We start from the raw sequence: 23,038 nt of genomic DNA, 5'->3' as shown, positions 1-23,038 counted from the left end.
TGGCCAGCTATGCCGCGTTCATTCGACATGGCCGCCGAGTACGAGGGCAGCGTCGAACAGGTCCACCGGGCATTGCGTGATCAATCCTATTGGCTGGCGCGGCTGGCCGATTCCGGCGCCGACACGGTGACGCTGGAATCGATGGAGGTCGACGGCAGGGGCGGCATCGACGTCGTCACCACACAGGTGCTTCGTCGCGACCGGCTGCCCGGCGTGGCGACGCAGTTCCATTCCGGTGATCTGGCCATCGTGCGCAAAGAGGCGTGGAGCCCGATCAGAGACGGCAGCGCGACGGCAGCGGTGACCGGCACCATCCCGGGCGCACCCGTGTCGCTGACGGGCACGGCCGTGCTGGGGCCCACCGACAATGGGGGTTCACGGATGCAGTTCACCGCCTCCGTCGAGGTACGGATCCCGCTCGTCGGCGGCAAGATGGAGAACTTCATCGGCAGCCAACTCGTCGGCTTGTTCATTGCGGAGCAGCGATTCACCACGGCGTGGATCAAAGACAACCCTTAACCCGCCGGTAACGTGGGGTGATGGCGCGCCGGATGGATTACACGATCGACTTCGGCGCGCCTGCCGAGAAGATCTACTCCGACTTCACCAGCCGCGCCTACTGGGAAACCCTGATGGACGCATACCGGTTTTTGACCCCGCAGTCCGAGATCACGACGTTCACGTCGGACGGGTCGGGCACCGATGTCGTCTTCAAGCAGAATCTGCCGCGCACGTACCTGCCGCCGATCGCGCGCAGCGTGGTGCCCGTCGACATGATCATCACCCGCGAGCAGCATTTCGACCCGTACGACCACGCCTCCAAACAGGGCAACGGCACATACCGCGCGAGCATCCCGCACGGGCCGGGACACTTCGACGGCAAATACCTGCTCACCGAGACCGAATCGGGCTGCGAGCTGCGGCTCGTCAGCGTCTGCAAGGTGTATATCCCACTCATCGGCGGGGCCCTCGAGGATCTGATCCTTCACCACATCAAGGCGCTCTTCGATGCCGAAGAGGCGTTCACCGCCGACTGGATCGCCAAGCACCACTGAACGTTGCAGGGGCCGAGCGGCGCCGTCTCGGGTACGGGAAGGAATGGCCCGCCGCGCCGCGCGGATCAGGGTAAACGGCACTCGACGCCCTAAAATCGGGGCATGGTCGCCCCGGTCGGACAGCTGACGCGGGGCACGACGGGCCACAACCGGCTGCGCCGCTGCGACCGCTGGCTCGTGCACTCGCCGCGGGTCCGCACCGCACTGCAGTCGGCGGCCGACCCGCTGGTCGTCGACCTCGGCTACGGCGCGCTGCCGGTGACCACCCTGGAACTCGCGAGCCGGATACGGACAGTGCGCACCGATGTCAGGGTGATCGGGCTGGAGATCGATCCCCAGCGGGTCAGTGCGGCGCGGGCCGCCGCCCAAAACGACTCCGTCGACTTCGGTCTCGGCGGCTTCGAGTTGGCCGGCCACCACCCGGTACTGGTGCGGGCGTTCAACGTGCTGAGGCAGTACCCGGAGGACGCGGTGGCCGCGGCCTGGTCGACGATGACGGCGCGGCTGGCGCCCGGCGGCCTGATCGTCGACGGCACCTGCGACGAGATCGGCAGGCGGTGCGGCTGGGTGCTGCTCGACGGCAACGGACCGGTCAGCCTGACACTGGCCTGCGACCCGTTCGCCATCGAACGCCCGTCAGACCTCGCCGAGCGGCTACCGAAAATCCTTATCCACCACAACGTCTCGGGTCAGCCGATCAACGCGCTGCTGGCCGCCGCCGATCATGCGTGGGCCAGCGTCGTCGGCCACGGCGTCTTCGGACCGCGCGAACGATGGCGCGCCATGCTGAACATGTTGCGCGACAACGGCTGGCCGCTCGAACCGCCCCGCCGCCGCATGCGCGACGGTGTGCTCACGGTGCCCTGGGCTACTGTTGCCCCGCCTCGGCCTTGACCAGTTCGGACTCCAGCTCGGACTCATCGACCCCGTCGAGTGCGTCGTCGACATCCTGGGCGACCTGGATGTCGAGTCCACGGATCGGCGCCTGCGGCGTGACGAGAGCTATTGCCACGTAAGTGATCAACGAAGCGGCGAAGGCGATGAACGTCGGCCAGCCGTCGAACGATGCGTCGATGACCCCGTTGGGGATGTAGAGGATCGTGTTGTCGAGGCCGTACATCGTCGGCGTCATCGCGAACAGCACGAGGCGCACGGTCAGGCCGACGGCGATCGACACGAGTGCCGCCACCGCGGTACCCCTGCGCCACACCAGCCCGAGGATGAACGGCACCACAAGGCACGCCAGCAGGAGATCGAAGGCCAGCGTGAGCAGGATCCCCGTCTGCTTCACATAGATCGCGATGAGGATCGCCAGCACGGTCACCGGGACCATGGCGATGCGCGTCGACCACAGCAGCGGATCGCGCTGTCCGGGCACGTGCACACGCCGAACGCCGCCGAGGTTGCGCACCGACACGTTGGAGATGGCGAGGATCGCACCGTTTGCGGTGCTCATCGACGCGCCGACCAGGCCGCACAACACGATGACCGTCAGGAACACCGGGGCGTAGTTGTCCAGCAGCACGAACAGGATCGGCCCGTCGAGCTCCTCGGGCAGGAACGCCTTCGCCGAGAGCACGACCAACCCGAACGGGACACAGATCGCGACGACGCCTGTCGCAGCACCAAAGCACGCCCGTCGGGCCGTCTCGGGGGATTTCGCGGCGAACACCCGTTGCATGAAGTCGATCGCGACGATGTCACCGATGCCGAGCGCGATCAGCGTCGCCCAGTTGATGGTCGCGCCCTGGGCGGGATCGGTCATCTGGCCGAGGTCGAGCGGACCCATGCCGTCGGCGATCGCGATACCGTGCGTGGCGGCCATCCAGATCAGCAGGCCGACGGCGCCGACCAGCACCAGGGTCATCTGGATGATTGCGGTGTAGGCATCGGCGATCAGACCGCCCGTTCCCGTGTAGGCCACGGCGAGGATCGCGATGATGACGGCGCCGAGCCAATACGGAATACCGACGAAGTAGTTGAACAGGAAGCCGCCCGCCACCAGGTTGCCCGCCACCAGAAGGCAGAAGCCGATGATGAGCAACAGGGATGCCACGGCCTCGACGGCGCGGCCGAACCGAAGCCGGTAGTAGTCCGGGAACGACGTCAGCCCCATCCGGTTCATCGGCTTGGCGAAGAACAGGCCCGTCAGGACCAGGCACAGCGCAAGTCCGAGCGGCAGGCACGCGCCCGCCCAGAAGCCGAACTCGGCCGCCAGGTCGGTATTGCCGAGCGTGGCGTTGGTGTCGACGGCAGAGCCCATCAGGGCGCCGCCGACCAGTATCAGGGGTAGCGAGCGGCCGCCGACAAGGAAATTGGCGCTGTCGCCCGCTATTCGTTTCGAAACCAGGAAGCCGACGAGAACGACGACGGCGATGCTGATCCCTACGCCGAGAAGAATGATGGGGAGCCTCCTTGCGAGCTGCGGAGTCTCCCGGGTTTTTGTCCCGCCGTGGGGCGGCAGGCCTCGTCGCCTGACCGCCTGCATCTCTCGGACCAGACCCGGCCGAAACCGGCGGAACCCTAGACGCGCCCCACAGGTGAATGCGGGTCGCCCGCCAGCAAAACCCCGAACCGTTACGGCCGGTTGCGGGCCGTGTTAACGACTCGTTGCATTTCAAGTGGCGGGTTCACCGATCGCTGCCAAGATATGGAAGCAGGAGCCGCGCATCGGCTCCCCGGACGAGGTGCGTCGTACCCGGCAAGCGACAAGACGGCGCTAAGGAGTCCCCGTGTCCGACGACGACCAACCCCTCAACGCCGAAGGTGCCTGGGCTCAACAGGCCGAGGCGCGCCTTCCGGATCGCCGCGAGCGTGAGGAGATCGAACGAGGCCTCAGCTACGGGCTCGAGGCCGCACCGACGATCAACGACCGCCGGATCTCCACATTCGTCCGCGGCGAGCTGCCGCACTTCGCGGGCGAGCGAGGCACGTTCCTCAAATGCCCGTTCGTCGAGGACGTCAACAAGGTCGACGACGCCGAGGTGGCGATCTTTGGTGTGCCGCTGGACGCAGGCGCCACCTACCGGCCCGGCACTCGGTTCGGTCCACAGGGAATTCGGCGGTCCACCAACCTGTTTGGCACTTACAACTACGAGTCGGGCGTCGATCTGCGCGAGCAGCTCAACATGGTCGACATCGGCGACGTGTTCACCATCCCGGGCAATCTGGAGAAATCCTTCGACCAGATCAGCCAGGCCATGGCGCATGTGGTGTCCAAGGGCGTGATGCCCGTCGTGCTCGGCGGCGATCACTCGATCGGCTTCCCCACCATCCGCGGGCTGACCCCTTATCTGGACGGCAACGTGGGCATCATCCACTTCGACCGCCACGTGGACACCCAGGAATCCGACCTCGACGAGCGGATGCACACCACACCGTGGTTTCACGCCACCAACATCAAGAATGCGCCCGCCACCAACCTGGTTCAGATCGGCATCGGCGGCTGGCAGGCGCCCCGTGCGGGCGTAAAGGTCGGTCGCGAGCGCCAGTCGACGGTCATCACCGTCGGCGACGTCGAAAGGGTCGGCGTCGAAAAGATCGCCGAGATGGCACTCGAGATCGCATGGAAGGACGCCAAGGCGGTGTACCTGTCCTTCGACATCGATGTCATCGATGCCGGGTTCGTCCCCGGCACCGGATGGCCCGAGCCGGGCGGGCTGCTGCCGCGGGAGGCACTCAACCTCATCAAGATGGTGTCCGAGCCCGGCCTGGCAGGCATCGAGGTCGTCGAATGCTCGCCGCCTTACGACTGGGCCGAGCAGACCGCGCTGCTGAGCTCGCGGGTGATCCTGGACAGCCTTGCGGCGCAGGTGCGCTCCGGAAAACTGGGTAAGAAGGCCGCCGCGCAGGACCGAGTCGCCTGGGGGCCGTGACAGCGGCGTCGAGGACTACACCCGCGGGCAGCCGACGCGGGCGCGGGCCTTGTGCTGTTTCCCGAGGCGACGATGTGCCGATTCGGCGTGCCGCGTCATCGCCGCGGGTGACGAGATCGACGCGGCGGGCGCTGACCCGTCGCTGCTCGTCACCGATATCGACCCTGATGCCGTGCACTCGGTGCGGGACACGATCGCGGTGCTGCACAACCGCACAGACCCCGCCCACCTTCATAAGGCAGAATCGCGGGGGTGACTGAACCCTGGGCTCGCCCGGCCGACCAAACCCCGCCGGGTCAGGCTCCGCAGGGGCCTCCTCCGCAGTTCCCGCCGAGCGCACCGCCGGCTGGCCCGCCGAGCGCACCGCCGGCTGGCCCGCCGCCAACTCCCCCGCCACCGGGCAGGCCCGCCGGCAAGCTCGCGAAGCTCTTCCGCGACCCGCTGACCATCGTGCTGGTGGTCGTCATCGTGGTCGCGCTGATCGCCGCGGGCGTACTGGCCGCGGAACTGTACGCGCGCAGCCGGGCCGACGACGTGGTGGCCGCGGCCACCGAGTGCGTGGTGCAGGACGACGTCACCGTCTCGTTCGGGGCGTCGCCGTTTCTGATCCAGCACATGACCGGGCACTACGGCAACATCTCGATCGAGACGGCGGGTAACCAGATCCGCGACGCCAAGGGCATGAAGGCCCAGGTGAACATCGACGATGTGCGACTGCACGACTCCGGTAGTTCGAAGGGCACGATCGGCGCGCTGAACGCGACGATCACCTGGACGGCCGACGGCATCAAGCAGACGGTGCAGGATTCCATCCCGGTGGTCGGCGGATTCGTCACCGGTGTCAAGACCAACCCGTCCGACGGCACCATCGAACTCGAGGCCGCGTTGGGCAGCAGCATCACCACCAAGCCGACGGTGGCCGACGGTGGCCTGGCACTGCAGGTGGTCAACCTCAGCGGGCTCGGCTTCACGCTGCCGCGCGAGACGGTGCAGCCCGCGCTGGACGCGTTCTCCGCCCAGCTGACGAAGAACTATCCGCTCGGCATACACGCCGACGACGTCACGGTCACCGATACCGGTGTGACAGCACGCTTTTCGACCGAGAACGCGCAGATCCCTGCGGGCAACGACGATCCCTGCTTCGCGGGCCTCTAATTGCCGCTAATCCAACCCGTCGAGCACGGCGCGGGTGCCCGAAAGCCCGAGCCGGGTGGCGCCCGCGTCCAGCATCGCGACGGCGTCGTCGGCGGTGCGGATGCCGCCGCTGGCCTTGACGCCGAGGCGCGGGCCGACCGTCGCCGCCATTAACTCGACCGCGCGCAGCGATGCGCCGCCGCTGGGGTGAAACCCGGTGGAGGTCTTGACGAAATCCGCACCCGCGTCGGCGGCGGCCCGGCACGCCGACCTCAGCGCGTCCTCGCCGGCCAGCCCCAGCATCGCCGCCGACTCGACGATCACCTTGAGGACGGCGCCGGGAACAGCGCTCCGGACCGCGGCGATATCGGCTCGCACAGAATGGAATTCACCGGACACGGCGGCTCCGACGTCGATGACCATGTCGATCTCGTCGGCGCCCGCGCCGACCGCCTGCACCGCCTCGGCGGCCTTGATCGCCGAAAGGTGTTTGCCTGACGGGAATCCCACGACTGAGGCAACGTGTAGACCCTCGGGTGTCGACGACTTGGCGACCGCCACCATCGATGGTGATACGCACACCGCATACACCCCGAGCTCGACGGCCTCGGCCACCAACGCCGCCACATCGCGTTGTGTCGCTTCAGGCTTGAGCAAGGTGTGGTCGACGAGCGCGGCCACTTCGACGCGGCTGAGAACATTCCCGGGTCTCTGCGTTCCTGCCCTCCGAGCGGCCACTAGAACGGTTCTTCTGTGCCGCCGGGATTGCAGCGCGCCGCCACCATCTCGTCGCCGGAGACCTCCGGCCGCCACGGCTCGAGGTTCCAGCTTGTCTTGCTGGGATCGGCGAGTTCCGCATACTGCCAGTGGCACATGAATTGTTCACGCATCCCTGGAATGTCGGCGTCCGGGGACAGCGTCAGCACTTCGGTCCATGCCTCGTCGGCCTGCGCGGTGGTGCCGATCTGAGCCGACGCGACGCGCGCGGATTCGGTCGGGTAGACGCGCAGGCTGGACAGGTCGCCCCACTTGGCCCACACGGCAGAGACGACGTACGGCGGGCCGGGCACATCGGCCGACGCGGTACCCGCCAGAGCGAAGGCAGCAGCCATGGCCGCCGCCGTTGCGGCAAGGACGCGGCGGCGCACTGCTACCGCGACTTTCCCTGAATGTCGAGGATTTTGGGCCGGACGTCGACCAGATAGATGCCCGATGCGACGGCCGCGATGGCCGCGCCGAAGGGATCCCTGAACACCAGCAGCAGCAGGACACTACCGCCGATGATGAGCAGCCACACCGGCTTGGTGAGCTTGCCTGCGGCGGTGTACGCGTCGGGGCGTTGCATGGCGGCGTGCACGAAGGCATAGACGGCCACGCCGAATGCGAGGACGACGAGCACCAAAACAATGACGCCCGCTAGGTCGGCAAGGATCACCTCACCAGCCTAAGCGGGCGCCACCGTCGGCGTCGAATTTACTTCTGGGTGACCTTCTTGGCCGGGGCCTTCTTGGCGGGGGCCTTCTTGGCCGGGGCCTTCTTGGCGGCCTTCTTGACCGGGGCGGCAGCCTTCTGTGCCTTCTTCGGCAGCTCGACGCCAACCAGCTTGGCGGCGCGCTCGCCGACCGCGCGGGTCTGCGAAGCGACGTTGCCCAGCGCCTCCTGGGTCAGCTCGACGGCCTGGTCGGTATAGGTCTCCACCCGGCCTGCGGCCTCTTCGAGGGCAGGCTGGCTGCGAAGCTTCTCGATGGCGACCTCGCCACGCTCGACGAGCTTGTTGTAAGTGGTCTGCGCGGTCTCGGCGTAGCTCTCGGCGAACTTACGGAGCTCATCGGAGCTCAGCCGGTCGCGGAGGTCACCGAACTGCGTCGGCAGGTCCTCCTGCAGCTTGGTCAGCCGCGCGCGGCTCTCCTCGACGCGCGTCTCGGCGTCGGTGCGGGCCTCGCCTGCACGCTCACGCAGGGTGGCGACGATCTCGTTGACCCGCTCGAGGGCCAGGTCGGCGGCGCCCACCGCGGCAAGCAGCGGGGCCTTGAGGTCGTCAACGGTCGGCTGGGTGTTCGTCTTGGCGGTCTTCTTCGCCATGTCAATATTTCCTTTCTCGGGTTTCATTCGGTCGTCTCAAAACAGCGATTCGTCTGGGTTCAGTCAGTAGTCGGCTCCTCGTCCGTCTGCCTGGCTTCCAGGGCAAGGGCTGCTTCGTTCTGTTCGCAGAACGATGTGTAGATGTCGAGCAGCACCTGCTTCTGCCGCTCGGTGATCGCCGTATCGGTGATGATTACGTCACGAACCTCATTGGTCTCACTGGGTTCCAGGATTCCGGCCCTTATGTAGAGCACTTCCGCAGATACCCGCAGTGCCTTGGCGATCTGGCTCAGCACGTCGGCTGAGGGTTTCCGCAATCCCCGCTCGATCTGACTCAGGTAGGGATTACTGACGCCGGCCTTCTCGGCCAACTGCCGCACCGATACCTGAGCCGCCTCGCGCTGCGACCGGATAAAACTCCCGATGTCCTGTGCAGCGCTGGAGACCACATCGACGAGCTTGTCGTCCTGCGACATGGGTTACCCCCTCAGTGCGTCGGGTATTCGGTGTGACGACCCAACGGTACGACGGGGTGCTAACTTTTGCAAGCACTAGTTAGCGCAGGTCAGAAGAGTAGTTGGGCTATCGAATAGATGACCAGGCCGGCCAGAGCGCCCACCACAGTGCCGTTGATCCGGATGAACTGCAGGTCACGACCGACGTGAAGTTCGATGCGTCTGCTCGCCTCGTCGGCGTCCCATCGTTCGATCGTGTCGGTGATGATCGTTGTGATTTCCGCCCCATATTGGGTGACCAGGTGTTGAGCCGCCCTGATGATCCAGTTGTCCACCTTGTCGCGCAGATCGGCGTCGTCACGGAGCGACTCGCCGATGTTCACCGCGGAGTCCGCGATGCGGGTGCGCAGCGCCGACGACGGGTCGTCGACAGACTCGAAGAAGATCCGCTTGGCGGTGTTCCATGCCGTTTCCGCGGCGCGGGCGACTTCTTCGCGGGCCATGATCTGGTTCTTGACGTTCTCGGCCTTGCCGATCGTCGTCTCGTCGTGCTGCAGGTCGTCGGCGAACTCGAACAGGAACCGGGTGGCCGATCGGCGCAACTCGTGGTCGGGATTGCGCCGAACCTTGTCGGTGAAGTCCATCAACTCCCGGTGGATGCGATCGCCGACGAGATGGTCCACCCAGCGCGGCGACCAGGTCGGCGAATCGCGCTCGATGACCCGCTCGATGACCTCACCTGCGTTCAACGACCATTGGAACGCCCGGTCGGCAAGCAGTTGCAGCAGGGCCTCCTGACGGCCCTCCTGCAGAAGCGTGGCCAGCACCCGACCGATCGGCGGCCCCCACTGCGGCTCGGCGATCCTCTTGACGATCATCCGGTCCAAGACGGCCTGGACGTCCTCGTCACGCAACATCTCCACCAGCACCCGCAGCACCGTGGAGGCCTCGGCGGCCACCCGCTCGGCGTGCGCGGGCTCCGACAGCCACTTCCCGAGTCGCCCGGCGACTTCGGCGTCGCGCAGCTTGGTCTCGACCACCTCCGGCGACATGAAGTTCTCCCGGACGAACGCCCCGAGGCCCTCGCCCAACTGGTCCTTCTTGCGCTTGATGATCGCGGTGTGCGGAATGGGTATCCCCAACGGGTGCTTGAAGAGCGCGGTCACCGCGAACCAGTCGGCCAGCGCGCCGACCATGCCGGCTTCCGACGCGGCAGCAACATAACCGGCCCACACACCGGCGCCGTTGGCCTCGGCCCACCGGCAGAACAGAAACAAGACGGTGGCCCCGACCAGGAAACCCAGCGCGACGACCTTCATCCGGCGCAGGCCACGGCGCCGTTCGGCATCGGCCGCGCTGTCGGCGCCCGCCAACGACTCGGCGAAACTCACTGGCGCGGGCAGTGCCTGCAACCCGCTGTTTGCGGGGTCTGGTCTGTGTGCCACCCCTCCATCATCCGCTACGACTTCGGTTGTTCGCCCGTGCCAACCAGGCTGGTGGCAGTTGTCCGCCGTAGTATCGAGTAGATCTAGGGAACGGACTAGCGCGATAGTGGCTCAGCAGACTCCGCCGGGGGCGGTCAAGACGGACGGTCGGAAGCGCCGTTGGCACCAACACAAGGTGGAGCGGCGAAACGAGCTGGTAGACGGCACCCTGGTGGCCATCCGACAACGCGGCAGCAACGTCAGTATGGACGAGATCGCCGCCGAGATCGGGGTCTCGAAGACCGTTCTCTACCGCTACTTCGTCGACAAGAACGACCTGACGACCGCGGTGATGATGCGGTTTGCTCAGACCACCCTGATCCCCAACATGGCCGCCGCACTGTCATCGAACCTGCACGGCTATGAACTCACCCGAGAGGTCATCAAGGTCTACGTCGAGACGGTGGCCGCCGAACCCGAGCCCTACCGGTTCGTAATGGCGAACAACTCGGCGAGCAAGAACAAGGTGATCGCCAACAGCGAGGAGATCATCGCCCGCATGCTGGCGGTCATGCTGCGCAGGCAGATGGTGGATGTGGGCATGGACACCGGGGGCGTCGAGCCGTGGGCGTACCACACGGTCGGCGGGGTGCAGCTGGCTACGCACTCGTGGATGTCGCATCCGCGGATGACTAGCGACGAGCTGATCGACTACCTGACGATGCTGTCCTGGAATGCGCTGTGCGGCATCGTCGAGGTGGGCGGCTCACTGGAGAAGTTCAGGGAAATGGCCCACCCGTCGCCGATCCTGCCGCCACAATTGCTCAAACGATGAGCACCGACTCCGATCTGCCCGCGTTGTGGTCGCACGAGCCGCATATCCATCTGCGCTTCCAAACCGGCGACCAGATCGGCGACATCAAAACCAACGCCACGCCCGGTTTCACCGGCACCAAGGCCGACGCCCCAGCGCTGCATGAGGAGCGCAGCATCCGGTACTCGGAGCTGCAGGAGATGCTGTATGCCAACAGCAGGGCAGGAGATAACCGTTCAGTCCTGCTGGTGCTACAGGGGATGGATACCGCGGGCAAAGGCGGAATCGTCAAACACGTTGTCGGAAGCGCGAATCCACAGGGGATCAGCTACACGAGCTTTGGTAAGCCAACCGAGGAAGAGCTGGCCCACCACTACCTGTGGCGCATTCGCAATGCGCTGCCAAAGGCGGGCCACATCGGCGTGTTCGACCGCTCGCATTACGAGGACGTACTGATCGTTCGCGTGCACGACCTCGTGCCACCCGACGTTTGGGGTGCCCGCTATGACGAGATCAACGCGTTCGAACGCGAGCTCGTCGACGGCGGCACCGCGATCGTCAAAGTGGCCCTGTTCGTCTCGCTGAACGAACAGAAGAAGCGACTGGCCCAGCGGTTGGAGCGACCCGACAAGTACTGGAAGTACAACCCCGCCGACATCGACGAGCGCAAGCTGTGGCCCAAGTACCAGCAGGCGTACCAGGCCGTGCTCGACAAGACGTCGACGGACTACGCGCCGTGGTACGTCATCCCTTGCGACAAGAAGTGGTACAGCCGACTCGCCGTCACCGAGCTGCTCATCGACACCCTCAAGAGCCTCAACATGAACTGGCCGCCACCCGATTTCGACGTCGCGACCGAGAAGAAGCGGCTCGCCGACGCCTAGCGCGCGTCCAAACGCTATACGAGGACCGCTGGGCGGCTCGCCAAATAGCCGGGGCGCCTTGCACTTTGAGCGGACCCGGTTGCGCGTGAGACCATTGCGCACTTGCTGTTACATGGCGACCACCGGACTACGTTCATAACTACAGCCAAGGCTCTTGCTACGCCGTTCCAACACAGCACAACTAAATTCGTTGTCGCACCGTATTTATGAACCCCGGAAGGAGATTTCGAATTGTTTGATAAGACAAGTCGACAGCGCAAGCTGATTGGGACGGTGACCGTGGCCACCGGTCTAGGCCTGAGTTTGGCGGGTATCGGGGCCGGTGTGGCCAGTGCCGATCCGCCGCCGCCGCCTCCGCCGCCTCCGTGCGGTGCGCCGGCCCACCCGTGCCCACCGCCTGGATAGCGTGGATCCAGTATCTAAATCGAGGGGATTGGCGCGCGATACCGGTCGCGCGCCAATCGCCTCGACCCCGACGATCGCTTCTATAGGGGTCTTGGCTTGATCCAAGAACTCTAGGGACCGCACTACCGACCGGTGGGCGCCCTGCGCGCTCGCGCCTGCGCTACTTGACGAGTGTGAACTGACCGACGTTGGTGATACCGCGGCGGAAGAAGTCCGCACACCCGGTCAGGTATCGCATATAGCGGTCGTACACCTCTTCTGATGTCAGCGCGATCGCCTGTTCCTTGTTGGCGGTGAGGTTGGCTGCCCAGATGTCGAGCGTCTTGGCATAGTGCGGCTGCAACAGGTGCGTCCGCTCGAGGGTGAACCCTGACCCGGCGGCGAGTCCCTCGATGTCTTCGACCGCGGGCAGTTGTCCGCCGGGGAAAATCTCGGTGCCGATGAAACGCATGAACTTCAAGTCGGAAATGGTGAGCTTGATGCCGTTGTCGCGGAAGAACTTCTGCGTGTGCGCCAGGATGGTGTGCAGCAGCATCCTGCCGTCAGCGGGCAGGATGGCATACGCCCGCTCGAAGAACAGCGGGTACCGATCCGCCTTGAACGCCTCGAAGGCGCCGATCGAGACGATCCGGTCGACAGGCTCGTCGAACTCCTCCCAGCCCTGCAGCCTCACTTCGGCGGTGCGCTGCGTCGGGATCGACGCCATCAGCGCCTTGCTGTACTTGTACTGGTTGCGACTCAGCGTGATACCGATGACGTTGACGTCGTAGACCTCCACGGCGCGCCGCAGCGCGCCACCCCAGCCACAGCCGACGTCGAGCAGCGTCATCCCTGGCTTGAGATTCAGCTTGCCGAGCGCCAGGTCGAACTTCGCGAGCTGGGCCTGCTCGAGCGTCAGGTCGGCGCGCTCGAAGTACGCGCAGGTGTACCCCATCGTCGGGTCAAGGAACGTCTGGAAGAATTCATCAGACACGTCGTAAATGGACTGGGATTCCTCGTAGTAAGGGTCCAAATCGACTACAGCGTCCGACATCAACTACCCCGTCCGTTTTCCGACCGGCAAGCCGGAAAGCAGTGCGAGCAGATGTCAGGCCACATGCGCGCAGACGGCTCCCGACTGAACCGACACGTCATAACTGCGTCACAAATCTATACAACGGCGGGCACGAAACCCAACTCCGCCGCTCAGTATGCGTAGAAACCTTTTCCGGACTTCTTGCCGAGCTGCCCGGCCTCGACCATCCGCAGCAGTAACGGCGGCGGCGCGAAGTTCGGGTCCTTGTATTCGTCATACATCGAGTCCGCGATGAGTTTCATCGTGTCGAGGCCGATGAGATCCGACAGCCGCAGCGGACCCATCGGGTGCGACAGCCCGGCCACCACGGCCGTGTCGATGTCCTCGACGGTGGCGACACCCGCTTGCGCCATCCGGATGGCGGACAGCAGGTAGGGCACCAGCAGCGCGTTGACGATGAAACCGGATCGGTCACCGCAGCGCACCACCTTCTTGCCAAGCACGCCGCTCGCGAACTCCTCGGTACGCGCCAAGGCGCTGTGGGAGGTGACCAGCGTGCTGATCAGTTCGACCAGCGGCAGCACCGGCACCGGATTGAAGAAATGCAGGCCCAGCACACGGCTTGGATTCTTTGTTGCCGCAGCGATTTTCATGATGGGAATGCTGGAGGTGTTCGACGCGAGCACGGCGTCGGGATCGGTGATGAGCTCGTCGAGCCGGGCGAAGATCTTGCCTTTGACTGTCTCGTCCTCCACGACCGCCTCGATGACGAGCTGGCGGTCGGCGAGGTCGGCGAGGTCGGTGGTGAACGTCAGTCTCGCCAGTGCGGCGTCGCGGTCGCTTTCAGACAGCTTGCCCTTGCTCGTCGCGCGCTCAAGAGACTTGGTGAGGCGATCGCGGCCCGCGTCGGCCAGCTCCTGTGTCGGCTCGAAAACCGCCACGTTCGCGCCCGCCTTGGCCGACACCTCCGCGATGCCGGAGCCCATCTGCCCTGCGCCGACGACGCCTACCCGTTCAATGCTCACGTGCTCAACACTATTTCCCCACCGCGAGCAGACACAAAATCGCGTGTTTCGAACAGAATTTGTGCGACTTTGCGTCTGCTCGCGGCTATGGGCGCCTTGTCAGTGGAACTGCCCCTCTTCGGTCGAGCCCGTCAGCGCGGTCGTCGAGCTGGTCGGGTCCACCGTGGTGGCGATCCGGTCGAAGTAGCCCGCGCCGACCTCGCGCTGGTGCTTGGTCGCGGTGTAGCCCCGCTCCTCGGCGTCGAACTCGCGTTCCTGCAGCTCGACGTAGGCGGTCATCTGGTTGCGGGCGTAGCCGTAAGCCAGATCGAACATCGAGTAGTTCAGGGCGTGGAAGCCGGCCAGCGTGATGAACTGGAACTTGAAGCCCATCGCGCCGAGCTCCTTCTGGAACTTGGCGATGGTCGCGTCGTCGAGGTGCTTGCGCCAGTTGAACGACGGCGAGCAGTTGTAGGCCAGCATCTGGTCGGGGAACTCGCTCTTGACGCCCTCGGCGAACTTTGCCGCCAGCTCGAGGTCGGGAGTACCGGTCTCCATCCAGATCAGGTCGGAGTACGGCGCGTAGGCCTTGGCGCGGGCGATGCACGGCTCGAGGCCGTTACGCACCCGGTAGAAGCCTTCCTTGGTCCGCTCGCCGGTGATGAACGGCTGGTCGCGCTCGTCGACATCGGAGGTGATCAGCGTGGCGGCCTCGGCATCGGTACGTGCGATGACGACGGTCGGCACGTCGGCGACGTCGGCGGCCAGCCGGGCCGAGGTCAGCGTGCGGATGTGCTGCTGGGTCGGGATGAGCACCTTGCCACCGAGGTGGCCGCACTTCTTCTCCGACGCGAGCTGATCCTCCCAGTGCGACCCCGCGACGCCTGCGGCGATCATCGCCTTCTGCAGCTCGTAGACGTTGAGCGCGCCGCCGAAGCCTGCCTCGCCGTCGGCAACGATCGGCGCCAGCCAGTTCTCGACGGACGTGTCGCCCTCGACCTTGGCGATCTCGTCGGCGCGCAGCAGCGCGTTGTTGATGCGGCGGATCACCTGCGGCACCGAGTTGGCCGGGTACAGGCTCTGATCGGGGTAGGTGTGCCCGGACAGGTTCGCGTCGCCCGCGACCTGCCAACCGGACAGGTAGATGGCCTTGAGGCCGGCACGCACCTGCTGCACGGCCATGTTGCCGGTCAGCGCGCCGAGCGAGTTGACGAATTCCATGTCGTGCAGCTGGCTCCACAGCACCTCTGCGCCGCGGCGGGCAAGCGTGGCCTCCTCGACCACCGAGCCCTGCAGCGCGACGACGTCTGCGGGGGTGTAGGTGCGTTCGATGCCCTTCCACCGCGGGTTGGTGTCCCAGTCGTGCTGGATCTGCTCTGGCGATTTCGGCGTGCCAACGGTGGACATTGGGCGGCTCCTTTTCGTGTTATCGGCTATCGCGAGGGCGGCGGCTGGGTTTTCCCGGCTGTTAACGCCCTTACAAGTTCGCTGTTGTGCTAATCCGATAATGCACCTCGGCATATGCGCTGGTCCACCCGTTTCAGTTGCCAACTTTCGCTAACAGCCCTCGCCAAGTTGCGAAGTTTGCGAAGTGAGCAATCAGCTGAAACGGTTCAGCTTCTACTGGCCAGTAGCCAATTTTCGCTGGTCAGTACGCCCGTACTGTTAAACGACCGGAGTCAGAGCGCGAAGATGGCTGCGACGGCTTTGGTCTCGTCGCCGACGGCATATGTGAGCGTTGTAACAGTGCGATCGGCCAGCTCGGCGCCGAACCGGTCGGTCGAGCCGGCCGCGTGGACGTGCGCGATGATCTCCAGCTTGTCGCCGAGTGCCACCGGGGCATCGTGCTCGATGGTGACCCGAAGCGGTGCCTCGAACATCTCCGGCCTCGACAACAGGTAGTCCTCGACCACCGTCCAGTACACGGAGTTGTTCATGTGGTCGAAGAGGTCGATGTCGGTCACCCGCACCGGGTACTCGCGGATCTGGGTGGCGTCCTCACGGCTGCCGCCCTTCAAGTACGCCTTCCACCGCAACCGATCGACGCTGGTGGTGCGCTGCAGCCCCGCGATGAAGTCGTCGGAGATACGGGCGGGCCCCTGGGTCTCGCGGTTGATGTTGATCCAGAACGCCTCGGACTCCATCAGCCCGCCCTTGTGCCCGTCGATACGCACCCGCATCTCACACCAACGGTTCGAGGTGCCAGAACACCACCGGCGCAGCCGCAGCATCTCCCCGAACTCGACGGGCCGAATCAGGTCGATCATGGTGCGGCGCACGATCCACAGCGGATGGGTCTCCTCGTAGCCGAGCTCGCGCAGATGATCCTGACCGATGTCCTGGATGTGCCTGCAGGCCGAGTCGAATCGCAGCCGACCCAACCGGTCGATGTCGGCGACGCGCAGCGGCCACTGCCGGTCGAATACGTCCGGGTGCGGATCGGGCACCGGCATCAGCGCCTTTGCCAGGCCGGTGGCCGGGCCATCCTTGGTACTCATTGGTGCCGATACTGCCACAGGCGATCCGGCTGCCAAGTCTGCGAAGGCGCCCTTCACATTCTCGTTATGCTTTCTGACGTGGCAAAAACCTTCGTCGGCTCCCGGGTCCGGCAGCTGCGCAGCGAGCGCGGATTCAGCCAGGCCGCGCTCGCGCAGATGCTGGAGATTTCACCGAGTTATCTGAACCAGATCGAGCACGACGTCCGCCCGTTGACCGTTGCGGTGCTGTTGCGGATCACCGAGGTGTTCGGAGTCGACGCGACGTTCTTCGCGTCGCAGGACGACACCCGGTTGGTCGCCGAGCTGCGCGAGGTGACGATGGACCGCGACCTGGACATCGACGTCGACCCGGCGGAGATCGCCGACATCGTCAACGCCCATCCCACGCTGGCGCGGGCGATGGTCAACCTGCATCGGCGCTACCAGATCACCACGACGCAGCTGGCCGCCGCCACCGAGGACCGGTTCTCCGACGGCAGCGGCAGCGGTTCCATCACGATGCCGCACGAGGAAGTCCGCGACTACTTCTACCAACGGCAGAATTACCTGCACGAGCTCGACACCGCCGCCGAGGACCTCACCATCAACCTGCGCATGCACCGCGGCGACCTCGCCCGCGACCTGTCCGACCGGCTCAAGGCCGTGCACGGGGTGCACATCGTCAGCCGCACCGACCTCGGCGACACCGTGCTGCACCGCTACGACCCCGCGACGCGCAGGCTGGAGATCGGCAGCCACCTGTCGTCGGGCCAGCAGGTGTTCAAGATGGCCGCCGAGCTGGCCTACCTCGAGTTCGGCAACCTCATCGACAGGCTCGTCGAGGAGGGCAAGTTCACCAGCGAGGAGTCGACCACGCTGGCCCGGCTCGGTCTTGCCAACTATTTCGCCGCGGCGACGGTGCTGCCGTACGGGCAGTTCCACGAGGTCGCCGAGAAGTTCCGCTACGACGTCGAGCGGCTGTCGGCGTTCTACTCGGTCAGCTACGAGACGGTCGCACACCGCCTTTCGACGCTGCAGCGGCCGTCGATGCGCGGCGTGCCGTTCTCCTTCGTCCGCGTCGACAAGGCCGGCAACATGTCAAAGCGACAGTCCGCCACAGGTTTCCACTTCTCCTCAAGCGGCGGCACCTGCCCGCTGTGGAATGTCTACGAGACGTTCGCCAACCCGGGCAAGATTCTGGTCCAGATCGCCCAGATGCCGGACGGCCGCAGTTACATGTGGGTGGCGCGCACCGTCGAGCGGCGCGCATCACGCTATGGTCAGCCGGGCAAGACATTCGCAATCGGGTTGGGCTGCGAGCTGCGACACGCACACCGACTCGTGTACTCGGAGGGGTTGGACTTGTCCGGTGACATCGCCACACCCATCGGGGCGGGCTGTCGGGTGTGCGAGCGGGACAACTGCCCGCAGCGGGCCTTCCCCGCGCTTGGCCGCGCGCTCGACCTCGACGAGCACCGCAGCACGGTGTCTCCCTACCTGGTGAAGCAGTCATGAGCGCGCCTGCCCGCATAGAGCCGGGGGGCTTCCGCGAGCTCGGCCCGATCAACTGGGCGATCGCCAAGCTGGGCGCGCGAACCATCCGGGCGCCACGGTTCAGCTTGATGAACGTGCTTGGCCAGCACAAGCTGCTGTTCCTGGCCTGGCTGCCCTACAGCGGAATGCTGCTCGGCCTGCTGAGCAAGCTGCCGGTGCGCGACGCTGAGGTAGTCATCTTGCGCGTTGGCCATCTGCGCGACTGCGAGTACGAACTGCAGCAGCACCGCAGACTGGCCAGGTCGCGTGGCATCGGACCGGAAGAGCAGGCCAAGATCTTCGAGGGGCCCGACGCAGACGGGCTGACCGACCGGCAGCGGGCGTTGATCACCGCCACCGACGAGTTCGTCGTCACCCGTGGCGTTTCAGCGGAGACGTGGGCGGCGTTGGCAAGTCACCTGAACAAGGCGCAGCTGATCGAATTTTGCCTGCTGGCAGCGCAATACGACGGGCTGGCGGCCACCATCACGACGTTGAATGTGCCTCTGGACTTCCCGGACTAGACCCAACGCCGACCTCCTGACAACGTCCACGATCGGACCAGGGGGTGTATGGATGCCAAAGAAGCGCTGTCACCTTCTGCACTATGCAAACAACGAACTTGCGGAGTCAATAAATCAATTTGCGGCGGCAAGAATCATTGGTGTTCTGTTGAGACAATCGACGAATGCCAGCAATCTTCACGCCGACCGCTGGCAGACCCCCGCCGCACGTCGCCGAGGCTTTGCAGCCGGCTAGTGTTCCGTCGGGGCGATGGAGTCAGACCAGCCCCGCCTACCATGCAGCGAGGCTGGCCCCGCCGACCTGAGGGGGCGCGACCAGCGCAGTTGATTTCCTCAGGTCAGCCAAGTGTCACTATGTTGGAGCGCCACCCAGCCCGATACCGAAGTCGGCCGCGATCTTGCCGATCTCCTGCTGGGTCTTCGGCGGTAGTTTGCTGACGAACGTTAATACCTTTACAGCGGTCTTCGGGTGCTTTGCCAGATACTTGTTGACGGCCGCTCCGATCTCCTTCTCCGGAGTCTTCTTGACCGCCACCTGGTTGGTCACTGAATCAGACGGCTTTGCCATGGCCATACCGGCAGGCGCGCCGATGAGAAGAGCGCCCGACGTGATCGCGCCTGCGACCGCCGTCCGCACCTTGACCGAGTGTTCAGAGGCTGCCCGATGCTTAGCCATTTTGTTCCTTCCTTTCGACCCCGACGTGCGTCCGACGTTGCTACGCACAAGCGCAATGTAGGTCACTCGGCGCGGCCCAGGATCAGTTTCCGCAAATTAATGACGGCAAAGTTAATACCTGAGTGATTCAATTTGCTACATCGACACTGGCGTATTCCAGCTCCCGCGATCAATGGCTGTAAAGATGCTGCCTTATCGCTGTATAAATGCTGTTAATTTCCTGGGAAATATCCCAGCGGCCTGACGCCTGAGTGTTTTACCGTTCCCCCGCCTCGTTCACCGATCCCGACGGCAACGGCTGGGTGCTGCAGGACATCACCGAGCGGCTACCCGGTCGCTAGCGGCAGCGGCTGGTTTGTGGAATCTGACGACGCATTCGGTCCATTTGCGGCGTCGGATTCCCAAATGGCACTAGAGGTAGGTGACCCCGAGCACGACAAGCGACAGCAGCACCGGCGATATCGGCAGGGTGCACAGGAACGCAGCCCATACGTCGGACTTACGCCGATACGCGCGCCAGCCCAGCAGCCCGGCCACGATGCCGACGACGAACGACGCCGCGGCCACCACCAGCACCCAGTCGTTGACCGTGCGCGTCGCGATGGCCACCGAGATACCGGCCAGCCACAGCATGTGGCCGACGATCAATCCGCCGATACCGGCGACCCAGATCGCTCTCAAAAGTTGATCATGTGGCCGACGAGCCCGTGGAAGCACTCCTGCAGCGCTTCGGACATCGTCGGGTGGGTGTGGACGTTGCGGGCCAACTCGGTGGCCGTCAGATCCCACTTCTGTGCCAGCGTCAGCTCGGGCAGCAGCTCCGACACGTCATGGCCGATGAGGTGACCGCCGATCAGCTCGCCGTAGCGCCCGTCGGCGATCAACTTCACGAATCCGCTGGGGTCACCAACGCCGTGCGCCTTGGCGTTAGCGGTGAACGGGAACTTGGCGACCTTGACGTCGTAGCCCTCGTCGCGCGCCTGCTCCTCGGTGAGGCCGAAGCTCGCCACCTGGGGCTGGCAGAACGTGGCGCGAGGCAGCATCCGGTAGTCGCCGAGCGGCAATGTGTCTGCGCCGCCGATGGTTTCGGACGCGACCACTCCCATCGCCTCGGCCACGTGGGCGAGCATGAGCTTTCCGGTGACATCGCCGATCGCATAGATGTGCGGCACGTTGGTGCGCATGTAGTCGTCGATGCCGATGGCCTTGCGTTCGGTGACCGTCACGCCCGCCTTGTCCAGCCCGTAGCCCTCGATGTTGGGCGCGAAGCCGATCGCCTGCAACACCTTCTCGGTCTTGAGCTCCTCGGACTTGCCGTCCTTGCTGACGGTGACGGTGACGTCGCCACCGTTATCGGAGATCGCTTCGACCTTGGTGCCGGTCAGGATCTTCACGCCGAGCTTCTTGAACTGCTTCTCGATCTCCTTGGACACCTCGGCGTCCTCGTTGGGCAGCGCCCGCGGCAGGAACTCGACGATGGTGACGTCGACGCCGTAGTTCTTCATGACATAGCCGAACTCCATGCCGATCGCGCCCGCGCCCGCGATGACGATGGATTTCGGCAGGTCCCGCGTCATGATCAGCTTCTCGTAGGTGACGACGTTCTCCGACAGCGACGTGCCCGGCACCAGCCGGGTGCTGCTTCCGGTGGCGATGATGATGTTGTCGAACGTCACCGTCTCGGTGCCGCCCTCGTTGAGTTCGACCTCCAGCGTGTGGTCGTCTTTGAACTTGCCGTAGCCATCGATCTCGGTGATCTTGTTCTTCTTCATCAGGAAGTGCACGCCTGCGACGCGGCCCTCTGCGACCTTGCGGCTGCGGTCGAACGCAACCCCGTAGTCGAAGGTCGCCTCACCGCTGATGCCGAACTGCTTGGCTTCCTTGGTGACGATGTGGGCGAGTTCGGCGTTGCGCAGCAACGCCTTCGACGGAATACAGCCGACGTTGAGGCACACCCCGCCCCAGTATTTTGGTTCGACGACTGCGGTCTTCAGCCCCAATTGAGCGGCGCGGATCGCTGCGACGTACCCACCTGGACCTGCTCCGAGAACAACGACGTCATAGTGGCTCACCCTGCCAACCCTAATAGGGGATGACGCCCACCAGACAGCGGCTTGCTCGATCGCAGAAGTAGAGGCCGTACAGGACGGCCGCCGCGGCCGTCGACGCGAACGGCGCCGACAGAAGCGCGATGCCAAGCGCAGAGAGAGCCGGCTTGCCGCCAAACATCGCCGCGATCAGGGCCGCGACGGTGCACATCACCAGGTAGACCAGCACGATGAAAACGGCGGGGGTCTTGTTTATCGAGTGGAACCACCAGTAGAAAAGGCCAAGCCCGACGGCCGCGGCCACGACCCAGACCGCCGCGACGACGAACACGAACGTCCAGCGTTTGAGGTACGGCTCATCGCTGCGGGTGTCGGTGTGATCGGCAGAAGCGGGCAGCGCCTCGTCGCGCGCCTCGTCGGCGACCGCGGGCATCTCGCCGGTGAACGTCGGGGTGAACGGCGCCGTCGGATCGCCGACCTGCGGGCCGGAGTCTTGCCCGTTCGCATCCTGCGCAATGCGCGGGGGATGCCATCCCAGCGGTGCGCGGTGGCGGTGGGTCCCGCGATAGGTCTGCTGCTCAGGCACCGTGCACCACCTGGACGGTGGCCAGCGCCCCGAACCACGCGGGGGCGATGGCCAGGACGAATGCACCGAGCGCCGTCATCCACCGCCGGTGCGATGCCAGGATCAGCACCAGGCCGGACACACTCGGCACACCGACGACAAGTGCGATGACGAGGTCGGGCCGAACGGTCGCGTGGACCAGCTTTGTCGCCGCTATCCCGCCGAGCAGCCCAACCGCCGTTCCGACCAGCATCGCGCTGGCCAACATCCACGCCCGAGGTACCGGGATCATGCGTTCGACGATAACGCCGCGTCAGGCCGGTACGGCTTTACCCGCTCGGCGTGGCAGGTAACGGACACGCATCAACCGCCTCGGCGACGATGTGCGTCGCCGACGGCGGTGGCCGCTCCCCCCGCTCGTAGCCGGCGCCCGTCACCGGCGGGCTGTCGGCCAGCGACCGCTTCTCGTCGTCGGTGAACACCCGACCCCGCGACAGGAACCGCACCCCCTCCGGCGCCTCGAGGCTGAACCCGCCGCCGCGCCCCGGCACGACGTCGATCACCAGTTGCGTGTGTTTCCACGCCTCGAACTGCGGCCCGGATATCCACACCGGCACCCCGGCGTCCCCGACGTCGAACACGGCAAGCAGGATGTCGCGGTCACCGACGATGAAGTCCCCGTCGGGGTAGCACATCGGCGACGACCCGTCGCAGCAGCCGCCGGACTGGTGGAACATCAACGCGCCGTGCTTGTCCTGCAGGTGTTCCAGCAGATCGGCGGCCGCCCGGGTGACAAGCGCCCGAGGTGGCGTCATCAGAAGAAGCCCTGGGCCTTGTTGCTGTAGGACACCAGCAGGTTCTTGGTCTGCTGGTAGTGGTCGAGCATCATCTTGTGGTTCTCCCGGCCGATGCCCGACTGCTTGTAGCCGCCGAACGCCGCATGCGCGGGATAGGCGTGATAGCAATTCGTCCACACCCGGCCGGCCTTGATGTCACGGCCCGCCCGATAAGCGACGTTGCCGTCACGGCTCCACACACCGGCACCCAACCCGTAGAGGGTGTCGTTGG

28 protein-coding genes and 2 riboswitches are annotated in these 23,038 nt (G+C 65.2%); of the genes, 9 read left to right on the top strand and 19 right to left on the bottom strand.

Annotated elements, in window-relative coordinates; translation table 11 throughout:
* Positions 1–9: 9 nt before the first annotated feature.
* The 3 genes from D6M19_RS29705 to D6M19_RS29695 all read left to right on the top strand — a co-directional run bounded on the left by D6M19_RS29705 (position 10) and on the right by D6M19_RS29695 (position 1,949).
* Positions 10–519: a DUF2505 domain-containing protein gene (locus tag D6M19_RS29705; RefSeq protein WP_123028874.1), complete on the top strand. Its 510-nt coding sequence runs from the start codon at positions 10–12 to the stop codon at positions 517–519.
* 20 nt (positions 520–539) lie between these two features.
* On the top strand, positions 540–1,055 hold the full coding sequence (locus D6M19_RS29700) for a DUF2505 domain-containing protein (RefSeq protein WP_164478761.1): 516 nt from the start codon (positions 540–542) through the stop codon (positions 1,053–1,055).
* A gap of 102 nt (positions 1,056–1,157) precedes the next feature.
* A complete protein-coding gene (locus D6M19_RS29695) occupies positions 1,158–1,949 on the top strand; it encodes a class I SAM-dependent methyltransferase (RefSeq protein ID WP_123028873.1) in 792 nt (263 codons plus the stop codon).
* On the opposite strand, the gene D6M19_RS29690 is transcribed toward D6M19_RS29695, so the two are convergent.
* Positions 1,924–3,459 (bottom strand): high affinity choline transporter 1, encoded by a 1,536-nt coding sequence (locus D6M19_RS29690; protein WP_123028934.1) that lies wholly within the window; start codon positions 3,457–3,459, stop codon positions 1,924–1,926. The genes D6M19_RS29695 and D6M19_RS29690 overlap by 26 nt on opposite strands.
* 25 nt (positions 3,460–3,484) lie before the next feature.
* Positions 3,485–3,593, bottom strand: a riboswitch (guanidine-I (ykkC/yxkD leader).
* A gap of 118 nt (positions 3,594–3,711) precedes the next feature.
* Positions 3,712–3,778, top strand: a riboswitch (guanidine-III (ykkC-III) riboswitch).
* Positions 3,779–3,787: 9 nt separating this feature from the next.
* On the opposite strand from D6M19_RS29690, the gene D6M19_RS29685 reads away from it, so the two are divergent.
* The gene (locus D6M19_RS29685; protein WP_123028872.1) at positions 3,788–4,930 is read left to right on the top strand and encodes an agmatinase family protein; all 1,143 of its coding nucleotides are present in this window, start codon (positions 3,788–3,790) and stop codon (positions 4,928–4,930) included.
* 15 nt (positions 4,931–4,945) lie between these two features.
* Here D6M19_RS29685 and D6M19_RS34435 read toward each other — a convergent pair whose 3' ends face one another.
* A complete protein-coding gene (locus D6M19_RS34435; RefSeq protein WP_164478760.1) occupies positions 4,946–5,083 on the bottom strand; it encodes a hypothetical protein in 138 nt (45 codons plus the stop codon).
* Positions 5,084–5,182: 99 nt separating this feature from the next.
* On the opposite strand from D6M19_RS34435, the gene D6M19_RS29675 reads away from it, so the two are divergent.
* Entirely contained in the window at positions 5,183–6,085 is a 903-nt protein-coding gene (locus tag D6M19_RS29675) for an LmeA family phospholipid-binding protein (protein ID WP_123028870.1), read from the top strand.
* A 6-nt stretch (positions 6,086–6,091) separates the two neighbouring features.
* Here D6M19_RS29675 and deoC read toward each other — a convergent pair whose 3' ends face one another.
* From deoC to D6M19_RS29645, 6 genes are all read right to left on the bottom strand, one after another.
* Entirely contained in the window at positions 6,092–6,802 is a 711-nt protein-coding gene (gene deoC / locus D6M19_RS29670) for a deoxyribose-phosphate aldolase (protein WP_123028869.1), read from the bottom strand.
* On the bottom strand, positions 6,802–7,176 hold the full coding sequence (locus tag D6M19_RS29665; RefSeq protein ID WP_123028933.1) for a DUF2599 domain-containing protein: 375 nt from the start codon (positions 7,174–7,176) through the stop codon (positions 6,802–6,804). The genes deoC and D6M19_RS29665 overlap by 1 nt, the downstream gene beginning before the upstream one ends.
* 38 nt (positions 7,177–7,214) lie before the next feature.
* Positions 7,215–7,499, bottom strand: coding sequence for a DUF2516 family protein (locus D6M19_RS29660; RefSeq protein ID WP_123028868.1), 285 nt, complete (start codon positions 7,497–7,499; stop codon positions 7,215–7,217).
* A gap of 38 nt (positions 7,500–7,537) precedes the next feature.
* The gene (locus D6M19_RS29655) at positions 7,538–8,146 is read right to left on the bottom strand and encodes a heparin-binding hemagglutinin (RefSeq protein ID WP_123028867.1); all 609 of its coding nucleotides are present in this window, start codon (positions 8,144–8,146) and stop codon (positions 7,538–7,540) included.
* A gap of 59 nt (positions 8,147–8,205) precedes the next feature.
* Positions 8,206–8,622 (bottom strand): helix-turn-helix domain-containing protein, encoded by a 417-nt coding sequence (locus tag D6M19_RS29650; protein WP_123028866.1) that lies wholly within the window; start codon positions 8,620–8,622, stop codon positions 8,206–8,208.
* An 89-nt stretch (positions 8,623–8,711) separates the two neighbouring features.
* Positions 8,712–10,046, bottom strand: coding sequence for a DUF445 domain-containing protein (locus D6M19_RS29645; RefSeq protein WP_206428673.1), 1,335 nt, complete (start codon positions 10,044–10,046; stop codon positions 8,712–8,714).
* 106 nt (positions 10,047–10,152) lie between these two features.
* On the opposite strand from D6M19_RS29645, the gene D6M19_RS29640 reads away from it, so the two are divergent.
* Both D6M19_RS29640 and D6M19_RS29635 read left to right on the top strand, forming a co-directional pair.
* Entirely contained in the window at positions 10,153–10,860 is a 708-nt protein-coding gene (locus D6M19_RS29640) for a TetR/AcrR family transcriptional regulator (protein WP_123028865.1), read from the top strand.
* Positions 10,857–11,723: a polyphosphate kinase 2 family protein gene (locus D6M19_RS29635; protein WP_123028864.1), complete on the top strand. Its 867-nt coding sequence runs from the start codon at positions 10,857–10,859 to the stop codon at positions 11,721–11,723. The genes D6M19_RS29640 and D6M19_RS29635 overlap by 4 nt, the downstream gene beginning before the upstream one ends.
* Positions 11,724–12,288: 565 nt before the next feature.
* Here the strand turns inward: D6M19_RS29635 and D6M19_RS29630 are convergent.
* From D6M19_RS29630 to D6M19_RS29615, 4 genes are all read right to left on the bottom strand, one after another.
* Positions 12,289–13,161 carry a cyclopropane mycolic acid synthase family methyltransferase gene (locus tag D6M19_RS29630; protein WP_123028863.1) on the bottom strand — a complete coding sequence of 291 codons (873 nt, stop codon included), beginning with the start codon at positions 13,159–13,161 and terminating at the stop codon, positions 12,289–12,291.
* Positions 13,162–13,313: 152 nt separating this feature from the next.
* Entirely contained in the window at positions 13,314–14,168 is an 855-nt protein-coding gene (locus tag D6M19_RS29625) for a 3-hydroxybutyryl-CoA dehydrogenase (RefSeq protein ID WP_123028862.1), read from the bottom strand.
* Positions 14,169–14,267: 99 nt separating this feature from the next.
* A complete protein-coding gene (gene aceA / locus D6M19_RS29620; RefSeq protein WP_123028861.1) occupies positions 14,268–15,554 on the bottom strand; it encodes an isocitrate lyase in 1,287 nt (428 codons plus the stop codon).
* Positions 15,555–15,826: 272 nt separating this feature from the next.
* Positions 15,827–16,645, bottom strand: coding sequence for an acyl-[acyl-carrier-protein] thioesterase (locus D6M19_RS29615; RefSeq protein WP_123028860.1), 819 nt, complete (start codon positions 16,643–16,645; stop codon positions 15,827–15,829).
* Between the two features lie 78 nt (positions 16,646–16,723).
* Here D6M19_RS29615 and ramB point away from each other — a divergent pair, with 78 nt between their 5' ends.
* Both ramB and D6M19_RS29605 read left to right on the top strand, forming a co-directional pair.
* Complete coding sequence (gene ramB, locus D6M19_RS29610) at positions 16,724–18,139, top strand: acetate metabolism transcriptional regulator RamB (protein WP_123028931.1); 1,416 nt, start codon at positions 16,724–16,726, stop codon at positions 18,137–18,139.
* Positions 18,136–18,681 carry a carboxymuconolactone decarboxylase family protein gene (locus tag D6M19_RS29605; protein ID WP_123028859.1) on the top strand — a complete coding sequence of 182 codons (546 nt, stop codon included), beginning with the start codon at positions 18,136–18,138 and terminating at the stop codon, positions 18,679–18,681. The genes ramB and D6M19_RS29605 overlap by 4 nt, the downstream gene beginning before the upstream one ends.
* A gap of 352 nt (positions 18,682–19,033) precedes the next feature.
* Here the strand turns inward: D6M19_RS29605 and D6M19_RS29600 are convergent, their stop codons facing one another.
* The 7 genes from D6M19_RS29600 to D6M19_RS29565 form a co-directional block, all read right to left on the bottom strand.
* Positions 19,034–19,357: a hypothetical protein gene (locus D6M19_RS29600; protein WP_123028858.1), complete on the bottom strand. Its 324-nt coding sequence runs from the start codon at positions 19,355–19,357 to the stop codon at positions 19,034–19,036.
* A gap of 411 nt (positions 19,358–19,768) precedes the next feature.
* A complete protein-coding gene (locus tag D6M19_RS29590; RefSeq protein ID WP_123028857.1) occupies positions 19,769–20,038 on the bottom strand; it encodes a hypothetical protein in 270 nt (89 codons plus the stop codon).
* Positions 20,035–21,429, bottom strand: a complete 1,395-nt coding sequence (gene lpdA, locus D6M19_RS29585) for a dihydrolipoyl dehydrogenase (protein ID WP_123028856.1) — start codon at positions 21,427–21,429, stop codon at positions 20,035–20,037. Before lpdA ends, D6M19_RS29590 begins: the two co-directional genes overlap by 4 nt.
* 10 nt (positions 21,430–21,439) lie before the next feature.
* On the bottom strand, positions 21,440–21,991 hold the full coding sequence (locus D6M19_RS29580; protein WP_234835113.1) for a hypothetical protein: 552 nt from the start codon (positions 21,989–21,991) through the stop codon (positions 21,440–21,442).
* A complete protein-coding gene (locus D6M19_RS29575) occupies positions 21,984–22,262 on the bottom strand; it encodes a putative holin (protein ID WP_123028855.1) in 279 nt (92 codons plus the stop codon). The genes D6M19_RS29580 and D6M19_RS29575 overlap by 8 nt, the downstream gene beginning before the upstream one ends.
* Positions 22,263–22,299: 37 nt before the next feature.
* On the bottom strand, positions 22,300–22,785 hold the full coding sequence (locus tag D6M19_RS29570) for a DUF779 domain-containing protein (RefSeq protein ID WP_206428672.1): 486 nt from the start codon (positions 22,783–22,785) through the stop codon (positions 22,300–22,302).
* A partial coding sequence (locus D6M19_RS29565) for an aldehyde dehydrogenase family protein (RefSeq protein ID WP_123028404.1) occupies positions 22,785–23,038 on the bottom strand: 254 nt, incomplete at its 5' end. The genes D6M19_RS29565 and D6M19_RS29570, both read right to left, overlap by 1 nt.

It is taken from the genome of Mycolicibacterium stellerae (assembly GCF_003719305.1).
Lineage (GTDB): Bacteria > Actinomycetota > Actinomycetes > Mycobacteriales > Mycobacteriaceae > Mycobacterium > Mycobacterium stellerae.
This window is presented reverse-complemented; position numbering and strand designations above follow the sequence as displayed.

What these genes read in the sequence shown, in the direction of transcription:
- D6M19_RS29635 (WP_123028864.1), top strand. Translation starts at nt 10,857, where the DNA reads ATGAGCACCGACTCCGATCTGCCCGCGTTGTGGTCGCACGAGCCGCAT.
- D6M19_RS29570 (WP_206428672.1), bottom strand. Translation starts at nt 22,785, where the DNA reads ATGACGCCACCTCGGGCGCTTGTCACCCGGGCGGCCGCCGATCTGCTG.
- D6M19_RS29705 (WP_123028874.1), top strand. Translation starts at nt 10, where the DNA reads ATGCCGCGTTCATTCGACATGGCCGCCGAGTACGAGGGCAGCGTCGAA.
- aceA (WP_123028861.1), bottom strand. Translation starts at nt 15,554, where the DNA reads ATGTCCACCGTTGGCACGCCGAAATCGCCAGAGCAGATCCAGCACGAC.
- D6M19_RS29630 (WP_123028863.1), bottom strand. Translation starts at nt 13,161, where the DNA reads ATGTCGGACGCTGTAGTCGATTTGGACCCTTACTACGAGGAATCCCAG.
- D6M19_RS29665 (WP_123028933.1), bottom strand. Translation starts at nt 7,176, where the DNA reads ATGGCTGCTGCCTTCGCTCTGGCGGGTACCGCGTCGGCCGATGTGCCC.
- D6M19_RS29600 (WP_123028858.1), bottom strand. Translation starts at nt 19,357, where the DNA reads ATGGCTAAGCATCGGGCAGCCTCTGAACACTCGGTCAAGGTGCGGACG.
- D6M19_RS29605 (WP_123028859.1), top strand. Translation starts at nt 18,136, where the DNA reads ATGAGCGCGCCTGCCCGCATAGAGCCGGGGGGCTTCCGCGAGCTCGGC.
- D6M19_RS29695 (WP_123028873.1), top strand. Translation starts at nt 1,158, where the DNA reads ATGGTCGCCCCGGTCGGACAGCTGACGCGGGGCACGACGGGCCACAAC.
- D6M19_RS29700 (WP_164478761.1), top strand. Translation starts at nt 540, where the DNA reads ATGGCGCGCCGGATGGATTACACGATCGACTTCGGCGCGCCTGCCGAG.
- D6M19_RS29650 (WP_123028866.1), bottom strand. Translation starts at nt 8,622, where the DNA reads ATGTCGCAGGACGACAAGCTCGTCGATGTGGTCTCCAGCGCTGCACAG.
- D6M19_RS29615 (WP_123028860.1), bottom strand. Translation starts at nt 16,645, where the DNA reads ATGAGTACCAAGGATGGCCCGGCCACCGGCCTGGCAAAGGCGCTGATG.
- D6M19_RS29655 (WP_123028867.1), bottom strand. Translation starts at nt 8,146, where the DNA reads ATGGCGAAGAAGACCGCCAAGACGAACACCCAGCCGACCGTTGACGAC.
- D6M19_RS29575 (WP_123028855.1), bottom strand. Translation starts at nt 22,262, where the DNA reads ATGATCCCGGTACCTCGGGCGTGGATGTTGGCCAGCGCGATGCTGGTC.